General features: G+C 38.7%; 19 protein-coding genes, 1 tRNA gene and 1 other RNA gene. 6 read left to right on the top strand and 15 right to left on the bottom strand.

All coding sequences use genetic code 11. The features are described 5' to 3' along the window. The 3 genes from ACIR310F_RS21155 to ACIR310F_RS0101130 form a co-directional block, all read left to right on the top strand. On the top strand, positions 1-505 hold a 505-nt coding region (locus ACIR310F_RS21155; protein ID WP_231387350.1), incomplete at its 5' end, for a M50 family metallopeptidase. An 8-nt stretch (positions 506-513) separates the two neighbouring features. Further along, complete coding sequence (locus tag ACIR310F_RS0101135; RefSeq protein WP_028082234.1) at positions 514-1,611, top strand: tocopherol cyclase family protein; 1,098 nt, start codon at positions 514-516, stop codon at positions 1,609-1,611. Between the two features lie 43 nt (positions 1,612-1,654). Further along, positions 1,655-1,728: transfer RNA gene (locus tag ACIR310F_RS0101130), tRNA-Arg, on the top strand. A gap of 776 nt (positions 1,729-2,504) precedes the next feature. Here the strand turns inward: ACIR310F_RS0101130 and ACIR310F_RS0101125 are convergent. Next, complete coding sequence (locus ACIR310F_RS0101125; protein ID WP_414534058.1) at positions 2,505-3,383, bottom strand: hypothetical protein; 879 nt, start codon at positions 3,381-3,383, stop codon at positions 2,505-2,507. A gap of 135 nt (positions 3,384-3,518) precedes the next feature. Continuing rightward, positions 3,519-4,109, bottom strand: a complete 591-nt coding sequence (locus tag ACIR310F_RS0101120) for a DUF1517 domain-containing protein (protein WP_028082232.1) — start codon at positions 4,107-4,109, stop codon at positions 3,519-3,521. 228 nt (positions 4,110-4,337) lie between these two features. Here ACIR310F_RS0101120 and ACIR310F_RS0101115 point away from each other — a divergent pair, with 228 nt between their 5' ends. After that, a complete protein-coding gene (locus ACIR310F_RS0101115) occupies positions 4,338-5,177 on the top strand; it encodes a prephenate/arogenate dehydrogenase (RefSeq protein ID WP_028082231.1) in 840 nt (279 codons plus the stop codon). 61 nt (positions 5,178-5,238) lie between these two features. On the opposite strand, the gene ACIR310F_RS0101110 is transcribed toward ACIR310F_RS0101115, so the two are convergent. From ACIR310F_RS0101110 to ACIR310F_RS0101050, 13 genes are all read right to left on the bottom strand, one after another. After that, positions 5,239-5,796 carry a cysteine hydrolase family protein gene (locus tag ACIR310F_RS0101110; RefSeq protein WP_028082230.1) on the bottom strand — a complete coding sequence of 186 codons (558 nt, stop codon included), beginning with the start codon at positions 5,794-5,796 and terminating at the stop codon, positions 5,239-5,241. Between the two features lie 132 nt (positions 5,797-5,928). Continuing rightward, on the bottom strand, positions 5,929-6,555 hold the full coding sequence (locus tag ACIR310F_RS0101105; RefSeq protein ID WP_028082229.1) for a GNAT family N-acetyltransferase: 627 nt from the start codon (positions 6,553-6,555) through the stop codon (positions 5,929-5,931). Between the two features lie 223 nt (positions 6,556-6,778). Further along, a complete protein-coding gene (locus tag ACIR310F_RS0101100; RefSeq protein ID WP_028082228.1) occupies positions 6,779-7,342 on the bottom strand; it encodes a hypothetical protein in 564 nt (187 codons plus the stop codon). A 40-nt stretch (positions 7,343-7,382) separates the two neighbouring features. Beyond that, positions 7,383-7,787, bottom strand: coding sequence for a hypothetical protein (locus ACIR310F_RS0101095; RefSeq protein WP_028082227.1), 405 nt, complete (start codon positions 7,785-7,787; stop codon positions 7,383-7,385). A 48-nt stretch (positions 7,788-7,835) separates the two neighbouring features. Continuing rightward, complete coding sequence (locus tag ACIR310F_RS0101090) at positions 7,836-8,714, bottom strand: methyl-accepting chemotaxis domain-containing protein (RefSeq protein ID WP_231387349.1); 879 nt, start codon at positions 8,712-8,714, stop codon at positions 7,836-7,838. Between the two features lie 69 nt (positions 8,715-8,783). Next, complete coding sequence (locus tag ACIR310F_RS0101085; protein ID WP_028082225.1) at positions 8,784-9,215, bottom strand: hypothetical protein; 432 nt, start codon at positions 9,213-9,215, stop codon at positions 8,784-8,786. Positions 9,216-9,416: 201 nt separating this feature from the next. Further along, on the bottom strand, positions 9,417-10,961 hold the full coding sequence (locus ACIR310F_RS0101080) for a phenylacetate--CoA ligase family protein (protein WP_035367400.1): 1,545 nt from the start codon (positions 10,959-10,961) through the stop codon (positions 9,417-9,419). 136 nt (positions 10,962-11,097) lie between these two features. Next, on the bottom strand, positions 11,098-12,591 hold the full coding sequence (locus ACIR310F_RS21150) for a pyridoxal phosphate-dependent decarboxylase family protein (protein WP_051289432.1): 1,494 nt from the start codon (positions 12,589-12,591) through the stop codon (positions 11,098-11,100). Positions 12,592-13,019: 428 nt separating this feature from the next. Further along, the gene (gene ychF, locus ACIR310F_RS0101070; protein ID WP_028082223.1) at positions 13,020-14,111 is read right to left on the bottom strand and encodes a redox-regulated ATPase YchF; all 1,092 of its coding nucleotides are present in this window, start codon (positions 14,109-14,111) and stop codon (positions 13,020-13,022) included. Positions 14,112-14,196: 85 nt separating this feature from the next. Then, positions 14,197-14,526 (bottom strand): hypothetical protein, encoded by a 330-nt coding sequence (locus tag ACIR310F_RS0101065; RefSeq protein ID WP_155963562.1) that lies wholly within the window; start codon positions 14,524-14,526, stop codon positions 14,197-14,199. 18 nt (positions 14,527-14,544) lie between these two features. Further along, a complete protein-coding gene (locus tag ACIR310F_RS0101060; protein WP_028082221.1) occupies positions 14,545-14,787 on the bottom strand; it encodes a type II toxin-antitoxin system HicA family toxin in 243 nt (80 codons plus the stop codon). Next, positions 14,784-14,993, bottom strand: coding sequence for a hypothetical protein (locus ACIR310F_RS0101055; RefSeq protein ID WP_028082220.1), 210 nt, complete (start codon positions 14,991-14,993; stop codon positions 14,784-14,786). The genes ACIR310F_RS0101060 and ACIR310F_RS0101055 overlap by 4 nt, the downstream gene beginning before the upstream one ends. 74 nt (positions 14,994-15,067) lie before the next feature. After that, on the bottom strand, positions 15,068-15,862 hold the full coding sequence (locus ACIR310F_RS0101050) for a hypothetical protein (protein WP_028082219.1): 795 nt from the start codon (positions 15,860-15,862) through the stop codon (positions 15,068-15,070). A gap of 156 nt (positions 15,863-16,018) precedes the next feature. Between ACIR310F_RS0101050 and cobU the strand changes: the two genes are divergently transcribed. Then, the gene (cobU, locus tag ACIR310F_RS0101045; protein WP_028082218.1) at positions 16,019-16,567 is read left to right on the top strand and encodes a bifunctional adenosylcobinamide kinase/adenosylcobinamide-phosphate guanylyltransferase; all 549 of its coding nucleotides are present in this window, start codon (positions 16,019-16,021) and stop codon (positions 16,565-16,567) included. A gap of 125 nt (positions 16,568-16,692) precedes the next feature. Then, positions 16,693-17,084: a transfer-messenger RNA gene (ssrA, locus tag ACIR310F_RS23945) on the top strand. Positions 17,085-17,101 lie beyond the last annotated feature (17 nt).

The following is a 17,101-nucleotide window of genomic DNA, read 5'->3' as shown; positions in this document are numbered from 1 at the left end:
TTCTGGTGTAGCTCATTATACTTTAAGTAACGGATGGGGATATCTTGGTATCGGCTTGGTCGCTGCTGCTGGTCCAATGGGTCCACCTCTCGCTGGTGCAGGTCTAATTCTCGCTTCCGGTAGTTTAAAAACCACTTCTTTGAGTTTAAAAATTTTGGGCGGTTTTTTACTCCTGTCTACATTAATTTGGGTGCGTTCTTGGTTTGGTTTTGTCGCAATTCCCTTATTAGGTTTTATGATATTAGGAATCGCCTTAAAAACACCTCTTTGGGTACAAGGGTTTGCAATTCAGTTTCTAGGTGTGCAAGCTTGTGTAAGTACCTATCATCAACTTGATTATTTATTCAGTTATACCGCAGGACCATTAGGACTATCAGATACAGGACAAATGCAGAAGTATTTGTTTTTACCTTATTGGTTTTGGGGGCTATTAATGGCGATCGCTTCTTTAATGATCTTAATCCAAAGTCTCCGCGTTGTCCATACTCAAAAATCAGCAAAATAACAGCATCTATGCTCAGTATGATCACAAACCACCTCAATTGCACCCAAACCCCCCACAGCGGTTATCATTGGGACGGTAGTAATCGCCGCTTTTTTGAAGGCTGGTATTACCGCGTCACAATACCCGAAATTAGGCAAACTATCGCCTTCATGTACTCCATCGAAGACCCCAAAGGTAATCAGCCCTACAGTGGCGGTGCAGCCCAAATTCTGGGCATAAATGATGAGTACCTCTGTCGCACTTTTCCCGATGTGAATAAATTTTGGGCGAGTCGGGATGTATTAGGATTAGGACATTGGGGAAAAACTAACTTACAAGTTTCCCCGCTATATCTCACTCCCAGTGAATTTACACAGCATATTTCTGAAGGCTATCAAGCCACAGCTACCTTAAATCAAGGCATAATTACAGATCCTGCCACTGGTAATTATTGCCAATGGGAGTATACAATTAAACCTATATATGGTTGGGGAAATCAAAATAGTTTTCAGCAATCAACAGCGGGTTGGTTATCATTTTCGCAGATATTTGAACCTGGGTGGCAAATTTTAATGGCTCATGGTTTAGCTAGTGGTTGGATAGACTGGCATGGTAAAATATATGAATTTACAAATGCGCCAGCATACGCAGAAAAGAACTGGGGTGGTGCTTTTCCCCAAAAATGGTTTTGGCTAAATTGCAATTCTTTCATTAATCAACCCGATTTAGCTTTAACTGCTGGTGGGGGCAAACGTGGTGTATTATGGTGGATGGAATCAGTTGCTATGATTGGTATTCACTACCAAGGTAAATTTTATGAATTTGTCCCCTGGAATTCGGAGGTAAAATGGCAAATTCAGCCCTGGGGTAGATGGCAAATGCAAGCCAAAAATCTAAGTTATGAAGTGACACTGACCGGAACTACCCAGTTACCAGGTACTCCCCTCCGCGCTCCGACAACCAATGGTTTAACTTTCTGTTGTCGAGATACCATGCAGGGAGAGCTAAACTTAGAATTGCGAGAAGTTAATGGCAGCAAATCTCAGGTTATCCTGAATGCAAGTAGTAATCTGTGCGGTTTAGAAATTGGTGGCCATGATTGGGATAATTATTGGCAGTCTCAATGAAAATACTGCTATGATAGTATTTGACAATCTTTATGTTGTCTTTGGGGTTGTAGCTCAGTTGGATAGAGCGAGCGCCTCCTAAGCGCTAGGCCGTGCGTTCGATCCGCACCAATCCCATGTTAATATACAATATATCAGAGATACCGCTTAGTATGTTCGCGCTGGATCTAGTCTGTTAAGACTAAATTATAACTACTATTATATTATCTGCTATTTATAGCAAGATAGTTCTTCCTTATCAAGATGATAATAACAGATTTAAAATCAAATGTCAACCCTTTCTTACTTCTAAAAACGGAAAAATTAAAAAATATTTTTTGATTTGATGTCTTTAGTTGAATGAGTTTCTGTTTTTATAGCGAGATAGTTCTTCCTTATCAAGATGATAATAACAGATTTAAAATCAAATGTCAACCCTTTCTTACTTCTAAAAACGGAAAAATTAAAAAATATTTTTTGATTTGATGTCTTTAGTTGAATGAGTTTCTGTTTTTATTGTCAATATAGGAATAATATTTGATTTATGAAAAGATACGGTTGGTGCGTCAGATATTACAAATCTATTTATTGATAGAATTTATGCAGTAGTAAAGCACCCGACAATACCTAATTTTTTTCAAAAATCAAATACGAGTTCTATATCAGATTGATATTTTGTAGATTTTTGTATTTTTGCTGAGTTTCTAATAACTCCCTCTCCTTATTATTTATGAATAAAATTGAAAGTAGAGACGTTTCATAAAACATCTCTAAAAAAATTTATCACAAATATTGTAGATTGGGTTAAGCAACAGCGTCACCCAACTTCTAGGTTAGTAAAAGATTGATATTAGGCTGCTGTCTGATATTGATCATGTTGGGTTGAGGAACGAAACCCAACCTACTGTAATATCCTATCTTCTTCTGCTACCAAAACCGGAAGAACGACGACTAGAAGAACGACCTCCACTACCAAAACTACTACCAGAATTGCGTTGGGTAGAGCTAGAATTACCAGAAGGTCTGAGGTTGCTACCACCAAAACCAGAACCGGAGGCTCTTCCGGTTGGGTTATTATTGGTTGTAGCGCGTCCTGAAGAGGAGTTTCTGATGTTTCCTGTGGTGCGGAAAGTAGTACGATTTCTTACTGCTGCGGGTGGTTCATTGTAGCGAGAACGATAATTAGCAACTGCTGAATCATAACTAGAACCATAACCACCATAACCGGTCATGACCCCACCGGGCTGATAAACGGGGGGAACATAGTATTGAGGTCTAAACAACATACTACCAATAGCTTGACCAGCGACGTTACCAGCTAAAGACGCAGCAAAAGGTGTCCAAAAGTTAGATTCTTGACGAACAATGACGGTTTCTTTTTGTCCGGTTTGGGGATTGGTTTTTGTCTCTGTGACATTATGGACGTACTCAAGTTTAAAGTCTTCTGTCAGGTATAAAGCTGGCTGACCATTTTCTACTTTTAAGTAAGTTTTCTTACCGGCTTTGATTTCTTCCTCAGTTAATCTGGCCATTTGTAGCTTTTCTGTAGCAAAGCTTGGGGGGTTGTTGTTGAGTAAAAACAGAGTATACTCACCATTAGCATCGTTGTATGTGGCTTGTTGTACTTGATACTGTCCATCATTTAATTTGGTGGGGGTAGCAGTTTGGCTAATATCCGGTTTTGCGGAATTAGTTTGGTTTTCTCCTCCACAGGCTACAGTTGTTAAGCATAAAGTTAGGGCTAAACAAACAACTGTAAATTTACGCAGCATAGTTATAATCACGGTATTCATGTTTTGTGCGGATACTAATTACAGGTTAACAAATATAAGACTTAGGTAAGATGTGACTGACGAATTATTTTTTTGTAGAGGTAATTGATGAATTATCCCCACTTTCCTGATCTTTTCCCTAAGTCCTGAAATAATTTACAATGGGATCAATTCGGGGTAATATTCCAATAGCTGATCACTAGAAAGATCATCTCCTAACTGAGCGGGTGAAAAATGCACTTGGATAGCGCGGAGTTTATATTTGTAGTGTAAATTAATCAAAGCCCTTAAAGCTTCTCTTAAGGCTGGAATATTGGCTAAGTCTGTTTCTAACTCTGGAATTTCTCCCTCTGTGGCGACTATAATCATAACAATAACGTTACGGGTTGCGGGAAGTGATAAGGGCTGGTTTGAGGAAGTAGAACTAAAATCAAGATTAGCGCCATATCTTTGGGCTGAGTCTGTGAATAGTTCATTGACGTAATCTCCTGCGTCCCCTTCCTCCCAAAATACATCACCTTCATTAGCAGCAGATAACCAATACTCATCATATTGAAGCAAGGTTTGGCAAAGTTGCGCCAATTCTTCTCCTAAAACTTCTATATCACCATCAGCGTCAATTGCTTCCCTTGCAGCCCGATTCAAAACGCCTAAGATCGGCGCTACGTCAGATCCTCCTAAATGCAAAAATAACCGACAGACAACATATCTAGTTTTACCTATCATCCGATTAAATGTATCACGCATTCTTTGTCTCCTGCTAATTTGAGTAGATTATGTAAAAGTTCAAAATTATTGCTTTTCTACCAAATAACCAATATATGAAAATTCTGTGCTATAATCCACAGTCGCATTGAAATTAGGCATAGAATATTCTGATTGACTGGATATATGATCATTATGCTTAAATATTGTTAACTTTGGCAATTGGAGTCAAGTATCAAAAGTTTAAATTATACATATTTACAGGTGACAATGAAAATTGGTATTTTAGGTTTAGGATTGATAGGTGGTTGTTTGGGTTTCGATTTACGTTCTCAAGGACACCATGTTTTAGGTGTGAGTTGTCGTGAATCAACTTGTGTCAGGGCTGTTGAAATCGGTAGTGTAGATCAAGCTTCTTTGGATTTAAGCCTATTAGCATCAGCCGAAGTTGTGTTTATTTGCACTCCCATAGGACTAATAATTCCCCGAATTAAAGAGTTAATTGGTTATTTACCTAAAACTACTATTATAACTGATGTTGGTTCAGTAAAAACACCTATAGTAAAGGCGATTTCCCCTTTGTGGGAGAATTTTATTGGTGGTCATCCCATGGCGGGAAAGACGGATGTAGGTATAGAATCAGCACAGCGGAATTTATTTGTCAATCGTCCTTATGTATTAACACCCATAGAGACTACAGCTAGTCATATTGTCACGATTATAGAGGAAATTGTGCGATCGCTCGGTTCGGTTGTCTATCATTGTCAACCAGAACAACATGATCAAGCTGTGAGTTGGATTTCCCATTTACCAGTGATAGTAAGTGCCTCCTTGATAGCAGCTTGTTTAAGTGAAACAGATCCAGAAATCGCCAAATTAGCCCAAAATTTCGCTAGTTCAGGGTTTCGGGATACAAGTAGGGTGGGGGGTGGAAATCCAGAATTAGGGGTAATGATGGCGCAATATAACCGCCAAGCATTATTAAATTCACTATATCAATACCGGGAAAATTTGGACGAATTTATTCATATAATTGAGGGGGAAAACTGGGAATTGTTAGCAGAAAAGATGAAATTAAATCGCCAAGCACTTCACAACTTTCTAGAATAGGGGTTGCTGAAAAACATTCGTGATCAGGAAAATGCCGAAAACCCGTGAAGGTGATCAAAACTTAGGTCAAAGCTGAAATAGCTATCGCTTCGTTAGTTGAGACCACCTGAGCATAAGCAAAACTAAGGGCTGACATAAAGGCACAGTGAACTTCCAAAGCAGGTGTAATATGACCATAGAATTCAAGATTCTTAGCTGCACAAGCATCATGAGCAACAATACAGTCGAAACCTAAATCATTTGCAGCGCGAGTTGTAGCATCTATGCACATATTACTCATAGCCCCAGAAATCACTAATCTTTCCACCCCAGCACTACGTAAATGATCAAGAAGAGTAGTTTGACGAAAACTATTTGGGAACTCCTTGATAATAATCTTTTCGTTTTCCTGGGGTTTCACAGAATCATGAATCTCAGCGCCATAGGTATCAACAACAAAAAATGGTGCGTCAGCATTCTTGGCAATATGTTGAATATGAAAAATTAATTGCTTTCTCTCACGAAAGGCAGTTAGAAGCCTTCCAGCATTAAAAGCTGCTATATCCATGCCGACAAGTTCCCATTTGCCACCGGGGAAATAATCATTTTGAATGTCAACTAGAACTAGTGCTGTTTTCACGTCATTATCTCCTTAAAATTTGACGATAACTCCTTTTTAACACAGAACTTATCAATTATCTATCTTCGTTTCCATCGGCTGATGATATGATCCCAGATTTTATTTTTACCAGATGTTCTCATCTTAGTCCAGCTAAATTCTATATGACATTAACTTACAACTTGTAGATTCTTTAATAGAGGAAAATATTTTCTCACCTTTAAAGATATAAGAGTCGTAGCTGAGTGTTACCTCTTCTTGAAAGCCTATTTTCCGAAATAGATTTTGAGATGCAATTCCAGTGAGTTCAGAAATAGCCACAGAAAAATAGTTAAGTTTGGCTAACTTTAAATTCTCTCTGATTAAGTTCGTAGCAATTTTTTGATTTTTGTATTCATCTTTTACTCCTAACAAAAAAATATGTAAAGTCTGAAATAATTCCCAGTAATAATATTGATATTTATCAAAATAACTATATTTTAACTCCTGGGAAAACTTGTGAATTGCTGCAAATTTATGACTGATTTCCTGAATATAAGGGGGAATAGTCATCAAATGTTCTGATATAACAAAACCAACAATAATTCCATTATCTTCAGTCGCAACTATAGAAAGCCTATCCAGAATTGCTTTGCTCAAATAAGCTTCAGCTAATTGTCTAAATTCTTGATAATTTATCTGCAAACTTTTAGTTATGGGTTCATTATTCACAAATAAATTAGAGCATAAATCAACAGTTTGTTCAAAGTCCTGTGATTCAATAATGCGGAACTTTACCATTTATTGATCATCAATAATTTCAGCATTTACAACACAAATCATTAAAGCTAAATAGCAAGGGTTGAAAAACCCAAATATTTAGCAATTTAAGTTTTCTATTGTGGGCATATTTGCCCACAACCTATATACAATCAGGTGCAATTTAGCTCATCTAATCATTAGATCTGTCTTGTGATTATGTCATTTGATATGACCGACAAACCAGAAATACTATTAACAGAGATTAGTATTGTCCTGCGGTTATATCAATTACTTTCAAAGAAGGCTTTTCCTGAGTATGCAAATACAATTTCTCCTTTTTGCCTTCCTGCTCCAGTTCCAGGACAAATCTGTAATTATAAACACCAGGTTTCAATGTGCTTAATACTGCTCCTGCCCAATAATAATAAACTGGGCAATAACGATGACGCATCATATCTGGACCACCATAAACCTTCAACTCAGTGCAGATTTTGGTTTCAGAAAATTCCTCAGCGTCACCTTGTTGTTGACTGTCTAGGAAAACAATGTTATTAATTTTTGGCATAGGTGGCCATGTTCCATCTGGTTTCTTTTCCATATCCATAGGATAGATAATCCAATTCAGAACCTGTCCGGGCTTACAGACGGTTTGTAAATGATCTGTTCCCTGTCCTTGTCCCCCGACGCTGTTGTCCATCATGTACAGGGTGTTTTTCAGGCTTCCCGTTCTCACAGCTTTATGAACGTCTATGACACTGACTATATTCAGTTGCACTGAATTTAGCTGTCCAGGATTTTGCTTCTTGAGAGTAGACTTATCTGACATGGTTTTCCTCTTGCTTAGTTAAATTGTAATTCTTGGCAGTTTAGGCATCTTTACCCACAAGATAGAGAGGGGAAGCGGTGGCTATAGATTCTGCCCGAGTTCCCACGTTAAATTTGATAGTGTAAGGAACTAATTGCACATTCTCCTTCACCGTACCAGACCAGTAGGAGACATCAGTACCTTCATAAACCTTCTTTTCTGGTTCACAGTATTTCTTGTCAATGATGATTTCATCAATGGCAGCATAGGCCTCACATTCTAAGAATGTCACTGTCCAAACCAATACATCTCCTACTGACACCATGGTTTTTAAACTTTCTGTACCATGGCCTGTAGAACCAGATGCTTTCTCGGTGTCTGTAAAATAGACTTGTCCGCTCAAGGAATCAGTTGCCAATGCGCCCACAACATCTATTACACTGGCGATCGTTATTGTTTTTGCCATAATCTGTCTTCCATTTTTTGAAATTGCGTTTGAAAATCAAGCATTTGACTAGACCATAGGGATTGGTAGGTATCCAATACCTGCATTTGTAAACCCATTTTTCTTGGGATCATTAGAAATCTTGATATAAGCATCATGGGTAAAATCTACTGGTACCCAAGCCCATGCTTGATTCTCACGAGATAGTTTGTACAACTGTATATGCATTGTGTAAGCATAGGTTCCCGGTCTAGATGTATCCACAGATGCAGCCCAGTACCAGCCATCTGTCACCATATCAGGAGAGCCATAGGCAGCAGGATAAATGACATTTTTATCAACTGCTTCGCCGGTGATGTTTGTAATGATTGGATTGAGAGAATTGATTTCCGGAATTTTCCCATCCAATTCAGTCACAAGGTTTCCTGTGACATCCATAATTTTTTGCCCAAGATGGCCAATGTCCTGACTAACATCACTATTTCTACTCTGAACTTGAGTCTTGACACCGACAGCTTTCGAGATCCTTTGTAATTCCTGGACGACATCAGAGATATTTTGAGATTCGTCAGCACTAGCACCGGTCAGTCTATCTGCAAGAGCTTGTATCTCTTCAAGTGCCTTGAGATCGCTATTTTTCGACTTGTCTGATAGAAAGCTCTTGGGCAGGGTGGGGGGCAAAGAACCAACTCCATAGGGCAGCCAGTTCAAAACCTGCTCATTAGCTTGAGAACCATCACAGTAACTAGTGCCATTAATTGCAGAAATTAATTTGCCAGTGCCTAAACCTTCAGACCCCTGCAATTTCATGTTGTCGAACAGGTAAGTATTACCTTCCAAAGTGTTGGCTTCTATGGCCGCTGCCACATCAATCAACAATATTATTCCCAACTGTTGGCTCATAAAGATTCCTTTTTCTCTGAGTTTAAGTTTGTTTTCACTCTTCAACGCCTAGTTCCAACCGTCCATAAAGTCCTATCTTTACAGGGGTTTTTGTTGTTTTTTATCAAGCTGAGGTTAAATGCACTTCAAAGCAGGAGTATCTACATACATCAGACAGTTCTTGCCTTCATACATTTGCAACTCAAATCTATAGCGATAATCTACGCCGGGTACAAGATAGTATGGGACAATGCCAGACCAAATATTCAAATGCAGCTTATCGCTTTCCAGTTTTGTAGGGTCATCTGGAAGCGGTTCAACACTAGTACCATCTTGGTTAAGAAAGGTAATCTTTCTAATAGCTACTGGTGTCTGCAAATCAAGAGCTAAAATTGTCCACTGGATAGTTTGTCCTGGATGACACAAAGTGATTAAATTGGTTGTTCCCTGATTGAGACTACCCAGAGGGCTATTGTCCATCATGCAAAGATTACCATTTAACAGCGTTCCACCCGAAAGTGATTCAATGACATCAACAACACAAAATATGCTGATCTTTGACTCCATAATTTTCCTCGTTATTTTACTTGAAAAAAAACAGTCGTTGACACTCTCCTCAAGTGAGAGGATTCTTGTTGAACAGAACTAACCTGAAAAAGTTAAGGATTTGCTATTTACAAGCCTACTAGAATAATTAATCTAGGGTTCGGGCGTGACATTCCCTACCTTGTGATCCATATCCTGATGTGACTCAGGATATAGCTGACTTTAGAAAATATCTCTAACTAAAGGTACTTTACCTAGTTGAGTTCTATAAATCTCTTCCGACCACTTGTTCACAAGTTTTATTTCAAATTTATACCCACTCCTTTCAGTGTAATATACATTAGCTTCTCCTATATTAAAAATAGATAAAGAGTGCATTAAAGATTGAATAAATAAACGCCTGATTCCTTCAACTCCCAGCATATTATCCATTCTGATAAACAAGGTTTTGATATCGTCTACCGCAGCGATTAACTGCAAGGTTTTGGTTGTGCGATGGTTAACAAACTGCATTTCATGAGCCAATGCTTCCAAGTCAAAAATACCAGCTGCTTTCAATTCATGACAGAGAGAAGCGTAAACTTGGGGAGCAGAATATTGTGTGTCGTTAATGTGAATAATATCTCCACTGCGACCTAAAAACTCAAATTGTTGGGTTTTTAATTTCGGTTTATCTATATTGGGACGACGTATCACCCTATCCCCCGATTTAAACCTCAGAAATGGTGCTTCATGGCCATGAAGTCGCGTCACAACCAATTCACCCTCCTCTCCGACTTTCACCCAACGACCCTTACTATCCACAATCTCCACCAAATGTAACCCGGGAACGGTAGCCAAATAAGGAACTTCATGGCGCAACTGTAAGCCAATGGCTTCGTTTTGAACTGTAGCAAAGTAACTCAAAATTTCCAGATTGGGATAAAGCTCTTTTAACTCCAGTTGTTTGCGATATGGTAATACTCCACTACCATACATTGCTACACGGAAACTTTTCCTAGCTTCTTCATGTAAACCAATACCCAGGTCACTCAGGATTGCTATACCTGCGGAAATTGCCATAATTGCCTTTGGACCGGGATAAGACATAATGTGGTGATAAACTTCCCTCATCACCGGACCTGCGCCAAGATAGTTAATTCCGGGTATATTCTGTAAAACACCCCCCACCATTGTCCCGCTACTCCACATTTGAAAATCCGCTAAGGTGGTAGCAACCCACTTCGGATCATCCCCTGCTAGGTAATCAGCTAACATATACTGTCCGATGAATTTACCAGCAATCTTGTAAGTATCTTGTAATTCTCGCAACGAGTAAACCATTTCCACTGGTAAACCAGTTGTAGTTCCACCACTGGCGACAATTTCAAAACCGCCATAACTTAAAGGAACAACTAAACCTGGTCTTGACAATGAGAACAACTCACCCATGGTACTCTTATCAGAAATTGGTAATTGTTGCCATTCTTCAAAATTGCGGGGGGCTTTTTTTAAGCCTGACTTCTCAATCATGTCTTTCCAAATAGGATTGAGCATGAGAGTATTTGTCATTTGCTGTAAACGCCGCAATACTAAAGCATTTTGAATTGTCTCTTCAAGTCCACTATATTCCGTCTCTAATAAACTTTCACATTTTTTGATTTTCTCAAAAAATGAAGGCAGTTTAACTACTTCATCAACTGATTTTGGTTCTAATTCATCAAGTGGAATTAATTGATAAATTAATTCTTCACTAGAAGTAGATACTTTCTGAGTTTCAGTATTCATGATCATTCCCCTATCCTGATATTCTAACACTTTTTTTCCCCCGCTAATAAAAGACTATAAAACAAGCCAAAAACCTGGTTTAACCCTAATTATTGAAATTGAAAACTTGTAGCTGTTTAAAACAGTCGCTTTTTAACTAAGTTCCGCTCATTAATTCCAGTCCAATTTTTCTGATTTCGTCTAGTAACTCATGAAAGTGATGAGTATTAATTCTGTGATTCATGAAAACGACACGCAAAGAGTTAATTCCATCAATTTCTACCTTGGAAATGAAAAATTTTCCTCCTTCCCTAATTCTATTTCTAATTGCTAACTGAAAATCAGACAACAGATTATCGCTCACATTAGACGGTACATATCGGAAACAAAGGATATTCACCTCCGGTTGATGAATGGTCTGGAAATCAGGCTCGTGTTTGAGTATTTGATAGGCTTCTTGAGTCAACTGACACAAATACTCGATCTTGTCAGCAAATATGTCCTTTCCATAGAGCGCCCATAATACCCACAAGTTCATGATTAGCGGTCTTTTAGTGCATTCAAAATTCTGTTCTGCACTATCGAATTGAGTATAGATATCAGGAACTTTTTCAAAGACATAACTGGCGTTCTGACGAAATGCTCCATAGCTCTTTTCCTTATTCTTATAGAAAAGAAGGGTACACACCCCAGGTAAAAACATCATTTTGTGAGCATCCAAGACAAAGGAATCTGCCTTTTCAATTCCTTTTAATTTGTGACGCAACTGGTCAGAAACCAGCAAACTAGCACCATGAGCGCCGTCAATATGAAGCCAGATATTTTTCTCTTTGGTAATTTGTGCTAATTGATCAATTGAATCAAAAGCACCTACGGAAGTAGTTCCTGCTGAAGCCACCAAACAGAAAATCTTTAGCCCCCGTTTCTCTGCTGCTTCTAGGGTAGGACGAACCTTGTCTATACAAATTTGTTTTTTCTGATTAATTGGTAAACGGATAATTTGATTTTCTCCGATTCCCATAATCCCCGCAGCCCGACAAACGCCATAATGTGCATCCTCACTCACAGCAATGGCCGGACGATATTGATCCCCCAATGCAGAAATCCCTTCTGACCAAATTTGGGGAAATTTTTCGTTTCTAGCTGCTAAAAGAGCGGTTAAATTACCTAATGTCCCCCCGGAGGTGGTCACCATAGCAAAACTATCAGGACTCCAACCAATAAATTGGTTAAACTCATCGGCCATAATCCGCTCAACTACGTTTGGTAACTGCCCCGCTTCATAGAAGGAGGACGGTTGACTGACGATGGAACTAATTAAATCAATCAGACCAGCTAAGGGAATTACACCGGAAAATTGTCTCCCCATATAACCGGGTGAGTACACTTGTATTCCAGTTTTAATATATAAGTCAATAATTGCTTCTAGCTTTTCCTGATTGTATAAAGTCCTATTGTTGTGTCCCTGATTCATGATCTCTTTTGCTGCTTGGGACAAGTCATAAGGATTACTCAGTGCTAATCCTCTGATTGATGAGTCGGCTAAGTATTTTTCTAATTTGGATACAACAATTTCAGCACTTTGTCGAAACAATTGATCATCAAAAACCCCCTCCTTGGTGATCAAGCTCTCGGTATCTATATACGGCATAAGTATTCTAGTCCTAACCCTAGTCTTTTTATGAATGATGAATTTCAGCAACCCTCCTACAATATACAAGGTAATTGTCAACTTGTCAATCATATTGACCAAATATCTCATTAAACAAATGTAAATATTAAATATCAAGATAGTCAGTAATGCAAGATCTCAGATGCAAAAAAGCTAACTAATGCTAAGAAGTTCTGATCTGGCCTTTTGCCATTTTTTCCGCCAGCCCTAAATAGGCTAGTTTATGTTAAAGTAATTTAAAATATACGTCATTTATACATCAGGGTGGTCAGGGATGCCCACCCCACAAGAATTAGACTGATTTTAGTTTATACAATTTAAATGCAGTCTAATTTATTACTTGCTGTGGCGACTGGAAGTGGTGGTTCATCTTATTCTAATCACCGATAGCGTGCGTTAGCTAATTGCTACACATTAAATCGGAATAACATCACATCCCCTTCTTGGACAATATACTCTTTTCCTTCACTTCTGACTAATCCTTTTTCTTTGGCTGCATTCATTGAGCCGTGTGTTACTAAATCGTTATAAGCCACAGTTTCTGCGCGAATAAATCCCCGTTCAAAATCAGAGTGAATCACACCTGCTGCTTGGGGTGCAGACATTCCGGCATTTATTGTCCAAGCGCGGGTTTCTTTTGGTCCACAGGTGAAATAAGTCCGCAAACCTAACAGAGTATAAGTTGCACGAATTAAGGATTTTAAACCACCTTCTTTCACACCTAAAGATTCCAGAAAGTCAGCTTTATCGGCTTCTGGTAATTCGACTAATTCTGCTTCTACTTGTGCGGATACTATCACAACTTGAGCATTTTCGATCGCCGCGACTTCTCGAACTTTTTCCACAAAATCATTACCCGTTGCTAAGTCTTCTTCAGACACATTAGCAGCGTAAATAATTGGTTTATTGGTAAGTAATCCTAACCCTTTAATAACTTCAGATTCTTCGGTATTTAAACTTACTTGACGGACAGATTTACCTGCATTTAAAGCAGCAGCTAATTTTTCTAAAATAGCAATTTCTAATTGTGCGTCTTTGCTAGTACGTGCGGCTTTGCGGGTTCTCTCAATGCGTTTTTCAATTTGGGATAAATCTGATAAACCAAGTTCTAAATTAATGATTTCAATATCTCGCACTGGGTCAACAGAACCGGCTACATGAATGATATCATCATTTTCAAAACAACGGACAACATGAACTATGGCATCAACTTCTCGAATGTGGGATAAAAATTGATTACCGAGTCCTTCTCCTTGACTCGCACCTTTGACCAAACCGGCAATGTCCACAAATTCGACACGGGCGGGGACAATTTGTACTGAGGTAGCAATTTTTGCTAAAACGTTTAACCGGTCGTCGGGGACTGAGACCATGCCAACATTGGGTTCAATGGTGCAAAATGGGAAATTAGCGGCTTCAGCTTTAGCGTTAGCGACTACAGCGTTAAATAAGGTTGATTTTCCGACGTTGGGAAGTCCGACAATTCCGGCTCTTAGCATTGTAGATTTTAGATTTTGGTGTCAAGTGTCAAGTATAAGGATAATTCAAACCGGTGGAGATGGTGGAGAAAGTGGGGAGAATATTTTAGGGATCCTGATTTTCCCACAATTCTAACAAACCAACTGTACCGACAAAAAATGTATAAATTGCATATTTGATTGCTGTCTGATTGCGTGTTGGGGCATAATAAGCGGCAATTAATGCTTCCATAAAATGAGCAGATAGGGCAATATGGGCAATGATTAAAGCTGGGGTTAAGATACTCGGTAGTTGATGATTGGTTATGGATGTTTGTATATTCCATAATTCTAAACCAATGGCGCTTGTGATGAGTGCGGTGGAGATGATTTTGATAATGGGGAATAGTTTTTGTTGGGTGTAATTTAAGGTCATTGATTTTGGAAAATATTTCATAAATTATTTCTTTGTTTTCTATGAAAAAAGTAACACAATTAGTTCATTTTTCTCAAAATTATGATGAGATGCAATATCTCTAATTATTGCATTCAGAGTTCCTATTTTAATAGGATCATGGGCAGGAACTGTAACATGATGCTCGCCATTTAATTGGGTAGTTAATCTAATGTGACTACCTGTTTTATGACTAAGTTTGTACTCTAAACGATCAAGAGCTTTTACTAATTTTGTACCTGCTAAATCTCGTGGAAGTTTCAAGAAGCTATTACCTCATCTCGAACTATATGTAAACGAATAATTTTAGGACGTTTTTCTTCATCAGTAAAATGACAGTGAACAGCGTCACGAATCATTACTCGCAGTGTTTCTATATCATCAGCTTGGGTAAAAATTGATTGGCCTAGTGCTGTGGCTGTATAACCACCATCTGGATCATCTTCAACGAGAAATACAATTTCTATCATGGGGATATTTGCTTGAGTTTGAAATTATTTTATAGCGATTCCTGACTCCTGACTCCTGAATTATTGTCATTTTTTCAACTTTGTTGAATATGACTATGTAACATTACTAAAGTCTCCGCTAATTGACTCAAGCGATTTTCTAAATCTTGTTGACGTACTAATAGTTGCCGTAATCTTTTATGACGAGCGATCGCTATACTAACACTAGGCACTTGTTCTACTGGACAAGGACGTGACCAAACCTGACCCGCTGCATCTACTCCACAGAGGCGATATTCGGTATGCACTGATTTATAAGATTCTTTGTCTCCATTGGCGCAAATCTCCTCTACATAGTCCATGAGTCTATCTACTTCGGCATGACGCAACGTAGCTGTTACACCTGTTTCCGCTTGTTGGGGATGAGATTCTAACCAACCATTAATAATTGCACCTTCTAAATAAATATCCTGAATTTGTTGTACAATTGTTTGCAGTTCTATTTGCCAACTAGCAACTTTTTCTTGAATTGCTTGGAGCATATTCATCGCCAGCGCTGGGTTAGCTCCGTGACGATGACTACTAAAAGACGGGGTTTTAAATTTAGGGAGAGTTGGTGTTTTTTCTCCAGTCTCTTGGGCTGGAAAAACTGGTACAGAATCATAATGAGGAAATACAGCTTCTGAATTTCCATGACTAAGGTCTGTATCTAATTTGGTATTATCGGTTGCTCCTGTAGTGGCAGAATTGTCCGTAGATTCATGGTGTCCGATGCTAATCCGAAAGGAGAAAGAGCGTTTTGTCTGATCACTGGTTTGTCTATCGGTATGATCATGGCGACTTTTTAAGTCATGTAGCGTTGCCTCGATCCGTTTCAACCCTGGTTTCATAAAAATATCCTAAAATTTATGGTCTTGATCAAAAAAGAATTCAGGAGGACAAAATGAATTTCTGCTCAGATTGTTAAATTTAGCAGGCTTTCCTCTAGCTAGGCTTGATTTCCCTCGCGGATGTTTACTTTCAAGTATTATATAATGAAATCGGTCATGAATAAAGTGATTTTAGTGACGGGTGCTGCCCGGTCGGGTAAAAGCGAATGGGCGGAAAATTTGGCAGAAAATTCAGGAAAAACAGTTGTATATATCGCCACAGCTATACAAGATGCAAATGATCAAGAGTGGCAACAACGGATTGAACAACACCAACAACGAAGACCTCAAGATTGGTTGACTCTGTCTGTACCAGTGGAACTTACGGCTACTTTATCTCAATCCCAGACCGATACTTGCTTGTTAGTTGATTCCTTAGGGACTTGGGTAGCTAATTTTCTAGAAATAGAAGATGTAATCTGGGAAAATACTGTAAAAGAGTTGCTAGAAACCTTGCCCTTAGTTGCAGCTGATATCATATTTGTGGCGGAAGAAACAGGTTGGGGTGTAGTTCCAGCTTATCATCAGGGGCGCAAATTCCGCGATCGCCTCGGTATGTTAGTTCGGCAATTAGGTAATATTTGTGAACCTGTTTACTTGGTTGCAGGTGGTCATGTTCTCAACTTAAGTTTACTAGGCGTACCATTACCATCACCTAAGTTTTAATTTAATTGATGCCAATTATGCCAAAAATTCAGAAAAATTAAATAGAAAATTAAATAGAGATAATTTTATAATTTTTACTTGCCAACTGACAAAATTCTGTACTATAATAAAAATGTAAAGTGCATGGGGCTTTAACGGTTTCGACAGGTTGGCGAAGGCTACTCTGTGATTCAGGTCGAGAGCGAGTCATCTCTCGGAAATCAAAGACTCGAAAAAAAAGTAAATGCGAACAATATCGTAAAATTTGCTCGTCGGGAAGCTCTAGTAGCTGCCTAAAACACCTCTTATAGGTTCGAGCGTCTTTAATTTGACTCCGTTAAGGATTAAAGACCTAACCCCCAACGGATGCTCCAACAAACGTTCTCTGGTTGGTTTGGTGGCTAAGATTAAATCAGAGCATCCTACGTTCGGGATAATGAACGATTCCCGCCTTGAGGGTCAGAAAGGCTAAACCTGTGAACGAGTGGAGGGTTAATACCCAATTTGGACATGGGTTCGACTCCCATAAGCTCCATTTTCAATAAAAGAAGATTA

Source organism: Dolichospermum circinale AWQC310F (assembly GCF_000426925.1).
Taxonomy (GTDB): domain Bacteria; phylum Cyanobacteriota; class Cyanobacteriia; order Cyanobacteriales; family Nostocaceae; genus Dolichospermum; species Dolichospermum circinale.
Note: the sequence above shows the minus strand (reverse complement) of the source record. Positions and strands in the feature narration are given on the sequence as shown.

Bases quoted from the DNA above. Each gene is read 5' to 3' on its own strand.
- ACIR310F_RS21150 (WP_051289432.1), bottom strand. From the start codon at position 12,591: ATGCCGTATATAGATACCGAGAGCTTGATCACCAAGGAGGGGGTTTTT.
- ACIR310F_RS0101080 (WP_035367400.1), bottom strand. From the start codon at position 10,961: ATGAATACTGAAACTCAGAAAGTATCTACTTCTAGTGAAGAATTAATT.
- ychF (WP_028082223.1), bottom strand. From the start codon at position 14,111: ATGCTAAGAGCCGGAATTGTCGGACTTCCCAACGTCGGAAAATCAACC.
- ACIR310F_RS0101065 (WP_155963562.1), bottom strand. From the start codon at position 14,526: ATGAAATATTTTCCAAAATCAATGACCTTAAATTACACCCAACAAAAA.
- ACIR310F_RS0101105 (WP_028082229.1), bottom strand. From the start codon at position 6,555: ATGGTAAAGTTCCGCATTATTGAATCACAGGACTTTGAACAAACTGTT.
- ACIR310F_RS0101100 (WP_028082228.1), bottom strand. From the start codon at position 7,342: ATGTCAGATAAGTCTACTCTCAAGAAGCAAAATCCTGGACAGCTAAAT.
- ACIR310F_RS0101115 (WP_028082231.1), top strand. From the start codon at position 4,338: ATGAAAATTGGTATTTTAGGTTTAGGATTGATAGGTGGTTGTTTGGGT.
- ACIR310F_RS0101135 (WP_028082234.1), top strand. From the start codon at position 514: ATGCTCAGTATGATCACAAACCACCTCAATTGCACCCAAACCCCCCAC.
- ACIR310F_RS0101050 (WP_028082219.1), bottom strand. From the start codon at position 15,862: ATGAAACCAGGGTTGAAACGGATCGAGGCAACGCTACATGACTTAAAA.
- ACIR310F_RS0101120 (WP_028082232.1), bottom strand. From the start codon at position 4,109: ATGCGTGATACATTTAATCGGATGATAGGTAAAACTAGATATGTTGTC.
- ACIR310F_RS0101095 (WP_028082227.1), bottom strand. From the start codon at position 7,787: ATGGCAAAAACAATAACGATCGCCAGTGTAATAGATGTTGTGGGCGCA.
- ACIR310F_RS0101055 (WP_028082220.1), bottom strand. From the start codon at position 14,993: ATGATAGAAATTGTATTTCTCGTTGAAGATGATCCAGATGGTGGTTAT.
- ACIR310F_RS0101125 (WP_414534058.1), bottom strand. From the start codon at position 3,383: ATGAATACCGTGATTATAACTATGCTGCGTAAATTTACAGTTGTTTGT.
- ACIR310F_RS0101085 (WP_028082225.1), bottom strand. From the start codon at position 9,215: ATGGAGTCAAAGATCAGCATATTTTGTGTTGTTGATGTCATTGAATCA.
- cobU (WP_028082218.1), top strand. From the start codon at position 16,019: ATGAATAAAGTGATTTTAGTGACGGGTGCTGCCCGGTCGGGTAAAAGC.